Annotated in this window: 11 protein-coding genes; 6 read left to right on the plus strand and 5 right to left on the minus strand. The window is 38.1% G+C overall.

Going from position 1 to position 13,460, the window contains the following annotated elements; genetic code table 11:
* Window positions 1-76: 76 nt before the first annotated feature.
* The 4 genes from GHD25_RS08235 (at window position 77) to GHD25_RS08250 (ending at window position 4,420) form a co-directional block, all read left to right on the plus strand.
* On the plus strand, window positions 77-1,144 hold the full coding sequence (locus tag GHD25_RS08235; protein WP_164215914.1) for a Bug family tripartite tricarboxylate transporter substrate binding protein: 1,068 nt from the start codon (window positions 77-79) through the stop codon (window positions 1,142-1,144).
* 28 nt (window positions 1,145-1,172) lie between these two features.
* Entirely contained in the window at window positions 1,173-2,219 is a 1,047-nt protein-coding gene (locus GHD25_RS08240; protein ID WP_164215915.1) for a tripartite tricarboxylate transporter substrate binding protein, read from the plus strand.
* Window positions 2,220-2,467: 248 nt separating this feature from the next.
* Window positions 2,468-2,905: a tripartite tricarboxylate transporter TctB family protein gene (locus GHD25_RS08245; RefSeq protein WP_164215916.1), complete on the plus strand. Its 438-nt coding sequence runs from the start codon at window positions 2,468-2,470 to the stop codon at window positions 2,903-2,905.
* Window positions 2,906-2,920: 15 nt separating this feature from the next.
* Window positions 2,921-4,420, plus strand: a complete 1,500-nt coding sequence (locus tag GHD25_RS08250) for a tripartite tricarboxylate transporter permease (protein WP_164215917.1) — start codon at window positions 2,921-2,923, stop codon at window positions 4,418-4,420.
* 392 nt (window positions 4,421-4,812) lie between these two features.
* On the opposite strand, the gene GHD25_RS08255 is transcribed toward GHD25_RS08250, so the two are convergent.
* Genes GHD25_RS08255 through GHD25_RS08265 form a run of 3 tightly spaced genes read right to left on the minus strand, consistent with a single transcriptional unit; the run spans window position 4,813 to window position 9,023 of the window.
* Window positions 4,813-6,561 (minus strand): thiamine pyrophosphate-binding protein, encoded by a 1,749-nt coding sequence (locus GHD25_RS08255; protein ID WP_164215918.1) that lies wholly within the window; start codon window positions 6,559-6,561, stop codon window positions 4,813-4,815.
* A 13-nt stretch (window positions 6,562-6,574) separates the two neighbouring features.
* Window positions 6,575-7,567 carry a zinc-dependent alcohol dehydrogenase gene (locus GHD25_RS08260; RefSeq protein WP_164215919.1) on the minus strand — a complete coding sequence of 331 codons (993 nt, stop codon included), beginning with the start codon at window positions 7,565-7,567 and terminating at the stop codon, window positions 6,575-6,577.
* A gap of 25 nt (window positions 7,568-7,592) precedes the next feature.
* A complete protein-coding gene (locus GHD25_RS08265; protein ID WP_164215920.1) occupies window positions 7,593-9,023 on the minus strand; it encodes an aldehyde dehydrogenase family protein in 1,431 nt (476 codons plus the stop codon).
* Window positions 9,024-9,272: 249 nt separating this feature from the next.
* On the opposite strand from GHD25_RS08265, the gene GHD25_RS08270 reads away from it, so the two are divergent.
* Window positions 9,273-10,634, plus strand: a complete 1,362-nt coding sequence (locus GHD25_RS08270) for a hypothetical protein (RefSeq protein WP_164215921.1) — start codon at window positions 9,273-9,275, stop codon at window positions 10,632-10,634.
* 144 nt (window positions 10,635-10,778) lie between these two features.
* Window positions 10,779-11,792 (plus strand): LacI family DNA-binding transcriptional regulator, encoded by a 1,014-nt coding sequence (locus tag GHD25_RS08275; RefSeq protein WP_164215922.1) that lies wholly within the window; start codon window positions 10,779-10,781, stop codon window positions 11,790-11,792.
* A gap of 90 nt (window positions 11,793-11,882) precedes the next feature.
* Here GHD25_RS08275 and GHD25_RS08280 read toward each other — a convergent pair whose 3' ends face one another.
* Both GHD25_RS08280 and GHD25_RS08285 read right to left on the minus strand, forming a co-directional pair.
* Window positions 11,883-12,833, minus strand: a complete 951-nt coding sequence (locus GHD25_RS08280; RefSeq protein WP_164216087.1) for an aldo/keto reductase — start codon at window positions 12,831-12,833, stop codon at window positions 11,883-11,885.
* A 20-nt stretch (window positions 12,834-12,853) separates the two neighbouring features.
* Complete coding sequence (locus GHD25_RS08285) at window positions 12,854-13,228, minus strand: PaaI family thioesterase (RefSeq protein ID WP_164215923.1); 375 nt, start codon at window positions 13,226-13,228, stop codon at window positions 12,854-12,856.
* Window positions 13,229-13,460 lie beyond the last annotated feature (232 nt).

A 13,460-nucleotide genomic window follows, 5' to 3' on the forward strand; every position in this document is an offset into this window, starting at 1 on the left:
ACATGTACTAAAAAGGTTTTTAAGGAATTTATAGGCTGAATGAAGAGCCTAAATATAATATACGAGGGAGATTAAAATGAGGAGTAGTTTTTTTAAAACGTTTGGTGTTTTATTAGCTATAATTGCAATTTTGGTACTAGCAGCTTGTGGTGGTTCGGAAGAAGGTAGTGCGGATGGAATCGAAGACGATGAAGATATTTCCTTCCCGGAAAATGATATCAATGGAGTTATCCAATGGGGTGAAGGTGGAGCAACAGACATTATTTCCAGATCGCTTGCTGCTATTGCTGAGGATGAGATTGGCGTTTCATTAGTAATGGAAAACAGAACAGGTGCATCGGGTGCAATCGGGGCACAATATGTGTACGATCAGCCAGCAGATGGATACACACTATTATTTGGAGCTGAGAATCCAAATCTATATCAGTTATTAGAGATTTCCGAAAGGGATTATATGAATGACTTTGTTCCAGTTTCTATTATTGGACAAAGTTATGCAGGAATTGTCGTTCATCAAGATTCTGAATTTGATACATTAGAAGATTTAGTGACCTATGCAAATGAGAATCCTGGGGAACTTATAATGGGAACATCAGGTGAAGGTGGACTACCACATGTGGCAAGTGCGATGTTAAAAAGTGAACTTGATACTGATTTTAATTTAGTCCCATATGACGGAGACGGACCACTATCTGTTGCATTGCTTGGAAATGAAATTGATGTAACTGTACTTGCAGTTTCTGCCGCACAGGAATATGTAGATTCCGGAGAATTTAAAATGCTAGCTGTTTTAAACAATGAACCATTAGATTCTCTTGAAGATATACCACCAATTACAGATATTTATCCACAGTTTGATCAGTATTTGCCATGGGGACCGTTCCAAGGAATTTTTGCACATAAAGACACGCCGGAAGAAGTCATCCAAAAATTAAGCGACGGATTCGAAGCAGCTCAAAACGATGAAGAATTTATTGAGCAACTTACAAACTTGGGTGTTGATTCGTTAAATCTGCGTGGCGAAGAAGCAGTAGAGTTTGTAAAGGCAAATCAGTCGACGTCCACCTGGATGCTTTACGATGCTGGTGAAACAGATATCTCTCCTGAAGAATTAGGTATTCCTAGAGTCGGCGAAGAAAATTAAATTTTTTTGACGGGGAGGGGGTACTATCATGAAGAAAAACATACTTATCATCATCATCATTTTTGTTTTAGCTGCTTGTGGTTCAGAAACAGAAAATGCAGATGGACAAGTTGATAACGAAGATGTAACTAGCTCTTATCCTGAAAAAAATATTGATGGGATTATTATGTGGGGTGAAGGCGGTGCAACAGATATCATTGGTAGAACTCTCGCTCCTATTGTAGAAGATGAAATTGGCTCTTCACTAGTTATGCAAAATAAAGCAGGGGCTGCTGGTGCAATCGCAACTCAGTACGTATACGACCAATCCGCTGATGGATACACTTTATTATTTGGCGCTGAAAATCCTAACCTTTATCAAGTGCTGGATATCTCTGAACGCAGTTATCAAGAAGATTTTGTTCCAGTATCAATTATTGCCAATAGTTTTGCCGGTATTATTGTGAAAGAGGATTCACCTTATGAAAACTTAGAAGAACTCGTTGATGCGGCTAAAGAAAATCCGAATGAATTAATCTTTGGTACAACTGGTGAGGGAGGGCTTCCAAGTGTTGTTCTTGCCATGCTGCAAAATGAACTTAAATCTGAATTTAGAACGGTTCCTTATGAGGGTGAGGGACCTGTATCTACTGCCCTATTAGGCGGTGAAGTTGATGTTACATCTGTTACTGTTTCCGCTGCACAAGAATATGTGGAATCGGGCGACTTCCGTATGCTAGCAGTAGTCAATGATGAGCCAATTGACTCGCTTCCGGATGTTCCTGCAATTACAGATGCCTACCCAGAAATCGGTAAATATTTACCATGGGGTCCATTCCAAGCGGTATTTGCACATAAAGATACTCCAACTGGTGTGTTGGAAAAACTAACGGAAGCCTTCGAAACAGCTATTGAAACAGATGAATTTAAAGAAACACTAGCAAATCTCGGGATGGAGTATATGAATATTAGCGGACAAGAAGCAATCGATTTCGTTGACCAAAACCGCTCTACTTCTGCATGGATGCTCTACGAAGCTGGTGAAACAGAGAAGTCTCCGGAAGAATTTAATATCCCCAAAGTAGAAGAGGAATAATAAAGAAAGAGATAGCTCGCTACTCGCGAGCTATTCTTTCTTAGGATTTTAAGTCTTCCATTATGTGTGATCGGTTATGTTAGCATGAACTGCAATAGCAAAGCTTCTGCCAGAGTTCTCTATTAATTTTTTTACCTACATAGTGGATAATTAATGTGAGCTACGTGATTTAAAAAACACGTTTATTATTTTCTTAATTTACTGTAGCCCACTTGTAATCATCTTATTATAGTTAAGGAGGAACCAAAATGTATGCGATTAAATCATTGGCCCCTGGCATGGTGATGATCATAGTTAGCCTTGTTATTTTAAGTCAGGCACTTGTTATGGAGAGGGCGGATATTTTTGATCCTGCTGGAGGAAGTTTCTTTCCAGCATTAATTTCTCTTATTATGCTAATCTGCGGAATAACAGTATTATTTCAAAAGTATCCGCAAACAGAACATGGAGAGGAAGGGTTTACTGCAAAAGAATACCGATTTATTCTCATTTTCTTTGCAATGGTCGTTGTTTATGTATTTTTATTATCAATTATAACCTTTTTCCCTGCCACATTAATTTTTTTAGTTGCAAGTATGTTTTATTTGAAAGATGTCTCTTGGAAATTAAATTTTCTCGTCTCTATTGGTAGTGTTATTGTTATTTATTTATTATTTTCGGAACTATTTAATATTATATTTCCGTAATAAGGAGCGTTTAACATGGAAATACTTCAAGATTTTCTCGTACCATTTTTAAATTTCAGATTACTTTTCCTCGTTGCAGCTGGTACATTTGCCGGAATTATTATCGGTGCAATCCCTGGTCTTTCCGTAACTATGGGGGTTGCTCTCCTGTTATCACTCACCTATTCCTGGGAACTGTACGACGCTCTTGCGCTCATGCTTGGTGTTTATTTTGGTGGGGTGTTCGGTGGTTCAAGAGCAGCAATTTTAATTAATATGCCTGGTTCACCATCTTCTGTTGCAACGACATTTGACGGATATCCAATGTCTCAAAAAGGGGAGGCAAAATTGGCACTTACATTAACTACGATTTTTTCCTTTATTGGTGGAATAATCGGAGTTATTGTGCTGGCAGTAGCGGCACCACTTGTTTCACAAATTGCCATTAACTTTGCACAGCGAGATTATTTATTACTTGCAATGCTCGGCCTTCTTCTAGTAGGGAGTCTTAGTAAAGGGGCAAATGCAAAAGGGATCTTCGCTGCCGGAGCAGGTATTATTGTGGGTCTCGTTGGAATGGACTCAATTGGGGGTGGAAGTAGATTTACTTTCGGATCATTGCAGCTAATGAACGGTGTAAACTTTGTTGTAGCTATTTTAGGCCTTTTTGGAATGGCAGAAATTTTATATCAGATGAAAAATGTTGCTTCAAAAGGAAAAGTATCAATTTTAAAGAAAACAGCCTTTCCAACAATCGCTTTTTTGTTAAAATTTTTACCTTTATCCTTACGAGTATCAATTATGGGTGTTTTAATCGGGGCATTACCAGGTGCAGGTGGAGAAATTGCTGCTTTACTCGGGTATGACCACGCAAAACAGACAGCGAAAAAACCGAATCGCCCGTTTGGTGAAGGAGCACATGAAGGCGTTATCGCGCCAGAGGCGGCAAACAACTCGGCTATTGGTGGTGCCTTAATTCCATTACTTACACTTGGTATTCCAGGGGACGCAGTTACAGCCATCTTCATTGGAGCATTATTCATTCATGGACTCCAGCCAGGACCATTACTCATGGAACAAAGCGGGGATTTATTTTGGATGATTGTTGGGTCTGCAACACTTGCGAATATTTTCTTACTTATTTTTGGTCTACTCGTTGTGTCAATTTTTATTCGAATTGTAACTGTACCAAAACAGATTTTATTGCCGGTTATTGCAGTGATAACTGTGATAGGTTCCTATGCATTAAACAATAGTGTTACGGATGTTTACTGGATGCTTGGTTTTGGAATCGTAGGATTCTTTATGAAAGTACACAAGTTCCCAGTTGCACCGCTTGTACTTGGAATTATTCTTGGACCACTCGTCGATACCTCTTTCAGACGGGCTTACATGGGATCAGAAGGTATGGGGGACTTTTTAATCGGCTTTGTCAACTCTCCAATTACACTTATTTTAACGATTGTATTTTTCTTTACTATCTTTTCTCAAACAAACATATTTACTAAGCTTAAAAATAAGCTGAAGAAAGTATAAGGATTAATTGATGTGAAGAAAACAAAGATAGTTGTTCTTGGTTTAAATCACGGTTATAAATTTACACAGGATCTACGGGAGTTAGAGGAAGTCGAACTCACAATAAAAAAGCAGATGATGAGAAAAAAATAATAAGAGTGTAAAATACAAAACGGCTTTTAATTAAAGCCGTTTTGTATTTGCTTCGTTTGATGTATATGCTGTTATGCTGTAATCAGTCTTGTCTATCTGCATTCTGAATCTACTGCAACTCATTTTCCAGGTACCCTCGTGCTACAAATAAAAATCTCTTTTCACGAGTTACTCATTAAGGCTGTTCTCATAACTCGCATGGGAACATATACATTTCCTAAAAAACCCTGCTCTCAATAGTCCAGGAGAGACTTCTTCCTTTATTTTACACTTGCGTGATGTACTTTTTTTCCCGGAGAGTAGATGTCCATGATATTCCAGTGGCCGTCTGTAGGTACTGGGTTGTTGATCATAGGTACATCAAGCACGACTGGCTTATTCATTTTGATCGCTTTTTCAAGTGCTGGTTTGAATTCGTCTGCAGCTTTAATTTTAATTCCTTCAACGCCGTATGCTTTTGCAATTGCTGCGTAGTCTGGCGAGTCTTCAAATACAGTTCCGTATGTTGTATCATAATGCGCTTTTTCAAGTCCTGCAATCGTTCCGTATGAGGAGTTATTCATGATAACCCAGACGACCGGAATATTCTCTTCAGCTGCAGTTGCAAGTAGTGAAGGATTTTGTCCGAACCCCCCATCTCCAACAAGTGAAATAACGACATTATCAGGTGCTGCAATTTTCGCACCCATAGCAGCTGGCGCACCGAAGCCCATTGTTGCAAATCCACCGGGGGTTAAAATGCTTCCTGCTTTATAAATTGGAAATTGTTGACCAACACCATTTTTATTCCAGCCCACATCTGTTGTGATATATGCATCTTTTGGAATTACTGTTTCCACATCAGCTAAAATACGTTGCGGCATTAACGGATAGCTGTCGTCTTCGCGTACTTCTTTATTGCTTGCAAGGAACTCTTTTTTGTAATTATGAATTTCTTGTCTAATTTTATCATTCGTTTTACCTTTTGGATACAATTCTTTTGCTACACGGTTTAACACTGTTAATGCCTGTTTCAAATCAGCGACAACACCGATTTCTGCAGGATAGTTACGACCAATTTCTTCTGGGTTGATATCAATATGAATTAATTTTGTTTTTGGAATATCAAATGTGTATTCCGATTCCCATGAACTACTGTCCGCTTCAGCAAATTGTGTACCTAAAGCAAAAATCGTGTCTGCTGTACGAGTTTTTTCGTTAATAAATTTTGTCCCCCAAAAACCTGTCATACCAAGTGTTAGATCATTATCATCCGACATGACTCCTTTCCCCATGAGGGAATGGGCGACAGGGATATCAAAATGTTCTGCAAACACCCTAACTTCTTCAGCAGCATCCGCTAAAATAACACCTCCACCTGCGTAGATTACAGGATTTTTGGAGCTAGCAAGCTTTTCAATAATTTCTTTAGCTTTCTCATCATCGATAGAAGGTTTTGTAATTGAACGGGTATGATATTTCGCACGTTCGAATAAAGATTCATCAATTTCTTTAGAGAAAATATCCATTGGAACATCCACTAAAACCGGACCTGGTCGACCAGTTTCAGCTAATTGGAAAGCTTTCTCCATAATTTCCGGCAATAAATCTGGACGATCTACTCGCCATGCACGTTTTACAAAAGGACGATAAATTTCATATTGTGAAGCGTCTGAATGTAAGTTTACTTCCTGGTGCGGATGTTTACCGTAAAAATGGCTAGGAATATCTCCAGCAATGACTACCATTGGAATAGAGTCCAGCGCTGCATTTGCTACTCCTGTTGCTGCATTTGTTAACCCTGGTCCTAAGTGACTGAGTACAACAGAGGCTTTTTTCTTTACACGTGCATACCCGTCCGCCATATGGGATGCAGTCTGTTCGTGGCGGACGTTAATAAAATCAATTTTACTATTTTCAAGCTGTGACAAAAATGCAATATTCGTATGCCCGCAAAGTCCAAAAATATGCTCGACACCACGGCCTTCTAAATAATCAACTAATAAATTCGAGACCAATTTTTTTGACATCTCTTCTTACCTCCTAAAAATTATTAAAATCCAAAACAATTTTTCGATACTTTCCGGAACAGGCTTTTTCATATGCTTCTTCAAAAGCTGTTACCGGCAGAATTTCTGAAATAATTGGTTCAACATAAAATTTATCATCCATTAAATAATAAATGCTTGTGTAAAAATCATCTGGAACATTATAAATAATTGATCCGTAAATTGTCAATTCCTTTCGAACCATTCTCACAACTTCTATTTCTGCTATATTTGGAAATCCTACTGATATGACGGCTCCCCCTGGTTTGGCAATATCTAAGCATTGTTCAAATGAAGCTCGTACTCCAGCAACTTCAACAACTATCTCAAACTGGTTGCAATGTACTTCTTCAGGGTGCAAAGTTGTAATATCTGGATAATGTTCCTTCACTTTATCTAACTTTTCCGGATTAATATCGATCGCAGTTATTTTAGCTCCAAAATAACTCGCTAATGCAACAGCAAGCATCCCTTCTGTGCCGCAACCAATAACGGCAACCGATGTACCCGGTCCAATGCTCACTTTCTCTAACGCATGCACAATGACTGCCAATGGCTCCACTAACACCGCACGTTCATTTGAAAGTGCATCCGGTACTTCGATTACGTATTTTTCCTTAACAATAAATTCATTTTGAAACCCACCGTTCTCATTAATGCCTAGGGATTTTTTCTCAGGACAAATATTTGTGTTTCCTGCTTGACAATACTCACATTCACCACAAAAAGAATTAGGCTGGACAACAGCTCTCTTCCCAAGTTCTATACTAGTATGCGAGCCAACCGCTACAACTTCTCCTAATATTTCATGACCGGGCACAACCGGGTATGATGCATGCGGGAGTTTTCCTTTAAAAACACCCACATCAGACCCGCAAATCCCACCGTAGATCACGCGTAACTTTACTTCATCTTCCGCGATCTTCTCTATATCTGGAAGTGTCGTAAAAGCAACTTCTCCCGGTTTATCTAAATAAAGACTTTTCATCGTTTCCACCGCCTACTTACAAAACTTAATCCATTCGAAGCACGATCATTTTTGATTCGGTCATCTCCTCCACTGCAAAACGAGGACCTTCCCGGCCGATACCACTGTTTTTCACACCGCCATATGGCCAGTGGTCAAGTCGAAAGTTCGACGTTCCATTAATGACAACACCGCCAACTTCCATATTTTTTGCAACTTTATGAGCCAAATCAATTTGGTTCGTAAACAGACCGACTTGCAATCCAAACGGAGAATTATCCGCCTCATTTACAGCCTCTTTCATGGATTCAAAAGGAATCACGCTCACAACCGGACCAAACACTTCTTCACACACTACTTTAGCTTGTTTCGGTGGATTTTTTAATACAGTCGGTACTACAGAAGCTCCCCTCTTCTTACCGCCATGAAGAATTTCCGCTCCAGCTTCTTCCGCTTCCTTTATCCAAGTCATTATGCGGTCAGCTGCATTTTCATCTACAAGTGTCCCAACATCTGTCGCTGGGTCAAGCGGATCGCCTACTTTTAATTTGGCAACTTCCGCAACGAGTTTTTCAGTAAATTCATCGATGATTTTTTCATGTACATAAATCCGTTGAACGGAAATACAGCTTTGTCCGGAATTACTATATCCAGTACGTGCACATTGTACAGCAGCACGGTTCAAATCGGCATCCTCATGTACAATGGTCGCAGCATTTCCTCCCAGTTCGTACAGTTGCTTTTTAATACCTGCAATTTGAGATATATTTTTACTGGCCACAATTCCACCAGTAAATGAAATAACATTAATTCGATCATCACTAACGATTTGTTGACCAACCTCCACCCCGCCCAACACCATATTAAGTGCACTCTTTGGAAATCCGGCTTCAAACAATAAATGTACTAAAGCAGTAGCAATTAACGTCGTCTGTGGTGCTGGTTTTAATACGGTAACATTCCCACCAGCAAAGGCAGGACCAATTTTATGACAAACAAGGTTAAGCGGCGCATTAAACGGCGTAATAGCAGCCACTACACCTGCAGGAACACGGAATGTCGATGCCATTGCATTCATCCCACGTGAAGATACATCCCCAGGAATCGTTTCTCCATGAAGACGTTTTGCTTCTTCACCGGATAATTCCAATGTTTCGATTGAACGGTCTACTTCGTCCAATGTATTTTTTAACGGTTTACCAAGTTCACTGGATAGAAGTTTTGCAAACTCTTCCTTTCTTTCTGCTAAAAGAGTTGCTACCTTTTGTAATATTTTTGCTCGTTTTAAAGAAGAAATCTGCTTTACTTCTTTTTTACTTTGAAAAGCAGATTCCAATGCACGCTCAACATCATCTTTAGTTGCAACATATTGGACACCGATCTTCTTTTTTGAGTACGGACTGACAATGTCGATTGCTTCCCGATTTGTATCAAGCCATTCTCCATCGACAAACGAGTTTGCAACTGTTACACTCATTTTAATTATCACCTCTATAATCTTTATATTATATCGATCTAATTTTTGCGTTTTGTTAATTTTATATGCTTTTGGTGTTGATTTTTATGATAAAAATAGTAATATGTTTAATTAGATCGATCTAATAAAATCGTTAGCATTAGCATACTATAAATTTTATTAAATTTCAATACTAAGATTGAAATTATAAAAGTATAAAAAATAAGATAAAACATATATGGGAATAGTTACGCTACAGGAGGATTTGTCATGCTTCGGCTTTTTGTCTATCCGCTCATTATTATAATCTACATCATTACAACCCTTGTACCCCATTCATTATTGTTTCAATTGATTGGAGTGCTCGCAAATATTGCCATTATTATTTCTTTATTCCATGCGAAAGGACTTTATTTATACTCTGGAATCATTTTTTATATCCTTGGAATGATTTTATTTTTAAGTAATGACCTTTCCTGGCAATCCTTTTTTCTTCAGTTTGATTCTATGCTGGGAATACTCGCATTATTTATTATGCTGCCTTTTTTAAATTCACTTATTCTTGTTGGCCGATATGATAAACATCTTAGCTCTCTTCTTGAATATAAAGTAAATCATGCTGGAGACTTATATCAGAGAGGCGGAATTGTCAGCCATATTCTTGGACTGTTTTTAAACATTGCAACTATACCTTTAGTACTGCATTCGCTTCATACTTCCATGAAACAATATGCTACTTCCTTTACAGATAAATTTTATACACAAAGTTTACTTCGTGCGTATGCGCTATGTTTAATGTGGAGCCCGATGGAAATAATGGTTATTCAATCACTTGAGATTACAAACAGAGGGTATATTGCCATTTTTCCATTTTTAATTTTGTTTGCCGGCATTATGCTTTATTTGGATACAACATTCAACAAACGGAGGTATTCAGATTATCCGATCGCCATTTCCGAATCTAATGTGACGCTTTCTGCAATTATGAAAAAAATAAGAGAACTGTTCGTCCTGCTTTTACTATTAGTCTTTGTTGTTACAATACTAAACCGTTTTTTAGGAGAAGGCTATCTATTTTCTTTAGTAATATTAATTATTCCGGTATCTATTCTATGGGCGAAGCGAATCGGGAAATTGAAAAGCTATGTCGCATATACGATTCCGCATTTTAAAAAAAGAACAAAAGGTTTGGCAAATTTCTTTTTCATGTTTTTAAGTGCTGGATTTTTCGTTAATATGCTTGGAGAAACAGAGCTGTTATCAATTCTTCAGGACATTTTTACGAATGTTTCCGGTCAATTGCTCTTACTTTTTATTTATATCGGACTATATTTTTTCATTACATCCTTTATCGGGTTTCACCCGCTTGTTTCAATCGTTCTTCTGGCAGAAATTATAGCACCAATACTTCCAGAAGTAGCAGGATTACCACTGACATTCGTGTTAATTATTTGTAGTCTTAGTACGGTTATGTACAGTCCATTTAATGTGTCATTATCTATTTTATCAGCAGAAATAAACCGAAATTCATTTCAAGTAAGTATTTGGAATATCCCCTTCTCGCTACTATTAATGGGGATTTCTATAGTTTTTGCTTATATCCTTCATCTAGTATTTAGTGTTTTTGCTTGAGATAGATAAAAGTATAGTGGTTACCTATACTTTAATTAATTAATATTCTATAATAAAACTAATTCAATTAAATTCATATTAAATTTTTCTAAAATAACATTTAAGCAATCAAACACTTTTAACTTTCTTATTGGGGGGACAAAAATGACGACAAAACCACCGCGCCGTGTAACTTTACAGGATGTTGCAAAGCATGCTGGTGTTTCCCGTGCAACAGCATCCTTAATTGTTCGCAATAGCCCGAAAGTCGCCGATAGCACTAGAGAGAAGGTCTTACAATCTATGGAAGAACTCGGGTATGTGTATGACCGTGTGGCTGCAAATTTACGCTCGCAAAGTTCCATGACGATCGGTACAATTATAACCGATGTTGGTAACACTTTTTTTGCACAATTATTACTCGGTGTTCACCAGGAACTGGAAAAACACGGATATACGGTTCTCTTAGGGACAACATATGACTCATTAAAAGATCAAAATCGCCTTATTTCCACCATGTTGGAAAATCGGGTGGGTGGCCTGTTATTATGTCCCGTATCTGAAAGTTCTTCAGAAACTGTGGATAGAATCAAACAGCTTAATATACCAATCGTGCTTGGAATTCGAGAGCTTTCCGGTCTAGCTTGTGATTATGTAGGACTTGATTACAAAACTGGAGCCTACACGGCTGTAACGCATCTTCTTGGCAAAGGACATAAACGAGTTGCTTTTATTGGGGGTATATTTGAATCCACGACGTGGACAGAGAGAATGATAGGATATCGGATAGCCCATGAGGAGGCTGGTATAGAAATTGATGATAAGCTTATTATAGACAGCGAACCAACAAGAGAAGGTGGGCTTAAAGTGATCCAGCAAGTAATGAATCATGATAATCCTCCGACAGCTATCTTTTGTTTTAGTGATTTAATTGCATTTGGGGCGATCATCGGGCTTCGAAAAATGGGATATACACCAGGGGAAGACATTGATATTGTTGGATTTGATAATATTCCAGAAGCTGAAATTTCCTACCCTCCTTTAACGACCGTTTCTTCCTTTGCACAGGTAACTGGCACGAAAGCGGCGAAACTTCTGCACAAACGAATTAAGGAACCAGGAAGAGAAATACAGCGTATTATTATAGAACCAGAACTGGTCAAACGGGAATCATCATAATTAACACGAAGCAGTGGTCCAATTAGTCATATTGGGGTTTATTTTAAAAAAGAGATGTCTAGCAAATATTTGCTACACATCTTGATTTTTTTATTTAGTTTTTTGGCAGAATAGCTTATCAATCATATTGAATTCTTCTTCTCTTAGATCTACTCTCAGTGCTTGTACATTACTTATAATTTGTTCACTTTTTTTTGCACCTGGAATAACAGCATCGATCGCTTCTTGTTTTAAATACCATGCAAGAATTAGGTGCGTTACTTCTACTCTTTTCCGGGCGGCAATCTCCTGAATTTTCTCAATGGTTTCCAAATGTTTTTCAAAAGTACCCGGTTGGAATTGGTTCATTTTCGCGCGGTAATCACCCTTGGGGAACGTGAGGTTTTTCGTGTATTTTCCAGCTAAAAGACCTGAAGCAAAGGGATAGAATGGAATGAAAGAAATATTGTTTTCTATTGTGTATGGAAAAATCTTAGTTTCGTTATTGCGCTCAACTAAGTTGTATAACCCTTGATACACATTTATATAGCCGTCTTTATTTGCTTCTATTAATTGTTCTAATGAAAAGTTTGATACTCCGATCGCACGAATTTTCCCTTCATCTTTTAATTCTTTTAGTGCGCCCACTGCTTCATATTTCGGCGTGTCTACGTCAGGAAAATGAATATAGAAGAGATCAATATAGTCAGTATGAAGACGTTTTAAAGCATCTTCGACTGATTGTTTTAAAAAAGAAGGTGAGTTATCAATAAGGGTTTTTCCATTATAGAAACGCTGGGCAGCTTTCGTAGCGAGAACAATATTTTCCCGTTTCCCAGTTTCTTCAAGCACTTCCCCGATAATTTGTTCAGACTTCTTCGGTCCATACCCAAACGCCGTATCCCAAAAATCAACGCCTTGTTCTATTGCAGTATGTAAGATTTCTCTACCAGTTTCATCTTTTATTTGAGGATAAAGCCTTTGGCCGCCTACTGTATTTGTTCCAAGTCCAATTGGGTTAACAACTAAATCTGTTCCTCGAATAGTTACTTTTTCAGTAATGAATATCACTTCTTTCCATATTATCTTTTTTTCATCATATACGTTGCAAGTCCAATTGCAACTTTTTCTCCTACATCGTTTTCTATTACTGCTTCACCAACTACAATCGTTTTTCCCTTTTTTACGATGTGACCTTTGGCAAACAATTTTTCACCTGCGGCTGGCTGTAAATAATTGACCTTCAGATCAACAGTTACTCCGCCCTTTCCTTTTTCCACTCGCGAACGTAGAGCTGCTCCTACCGCTGCGTCAACAAGACTTGCGATTACTCCACCGTGGACAGTGTTTCTACTTTGGGTAATTTCATGAATAACCGGCAATTCCAGTACAGACTTGCCTTTTTCCAGTTTCACCTCTTTAAGTCCAATAAGTTTCCAATATGGGTTGTAATCCATTGTGTTGTCACTTCCCATTTAACCATCCTTTCACTAAAATAGCAGATTTTTTATAGATTGTTGGATTATCGCCAGCTATAAGGTGAATTCTTACCTATGTACAGGTTTTCTTTGATCACAAAGAGGACAATCCCTGTCCCCTTCATCCGTTCTTTATTAAGTTCATACTCCCAATGTTAACTAGATTCTATGATGGGGGAAAACCTTTTATCTATTACGTTTGTAAGCATAA

The sequence above is a fragment of the Virgibacillus aidingensis genome, from assembly GCF_010994035.1.
Classification (GTDB): Bacteria; Bacillota; Bacilli; order Bacillales; family Amphibacillaceae; genus Virgibacillus_N.

What these genes read in the sequence shown, in the direction of transcription:
- GHD25_RS08235 (WP_164215914.1), top strand. Translation starts at nt 77, where the DNA reads ATGAGGAGTAGTTTTTTTAAAACGTTTGGTGTTTTATTAGCTATAATT.
- GHD25_RS08240 (WP_164215915.1), top strand. Translation starts at nt 1,173, where the DNA reads ATGAAGAAAAACATACTTATCATCATCATCATTTTTGTTTTAGCTGCT.
- GHD25_RS08245 (WP_164215916.1), top strand. Translation starts at nt 2,468, where the DNA reads ATGTATGCGATTAAATCATTGGCCCCTGGCATGGTGATGATCATAGTT.
- GHD25_RS08250 (WP_164215917.1), top strand. Translation starts at nt 2,921, where the DNA reads ATGGAAATACTTCAAGATTTTCTCGTACCATTTTTAAATTTCAGATTA.
- GHD25_RS08255 (WP_164215918.1), bottom strand. Translation starts at nt 6,561, where the DNA reads ATGTCAAAAAAATTGGTCTCGAATTTATTAGTTGATTATTTAGAAGGC.
- GHD25_RS08260 (WP_164215919.1), bottom strand. Translation starts at nt 7,567, where the DNA reads ATGAAAAGTCTTTATTTAGATAAACCGGGAGAAGTTGCTTTTACGACA.
- GHD25_RS08265 (WP_164215920.1), bottom strand. Translation starts at nt 9,023, where the DNA reads ATGAGTGTAACAGTTGCAAACTCGTTTGTCGATGGAGAATGGCTTGAT.
- GHD25_RS08270 (WP_164215921.1), top strand. Translation starts at nt 9,273, where the DNA reads ATGCTTCGGCTTTTTGTCTATCCGCTCATTATTATAATCTACATCATT.
- GHD25_RS08275 (WP_164215922.1), top strand. Translation starts at nt 10,779, where the DNA reads ATGACGACAAAACCACCGCGCCGTGTAACTTTACAGGATGTTGCAAAG.
- GHD25_RS08285 (WP_164215923.1), bottom strand. Translation starts at nt 13,228, where the DNA reads ATGGATTACAACCCATATTGGAAACTTATTGGACTTAAAGAGGTGAAA.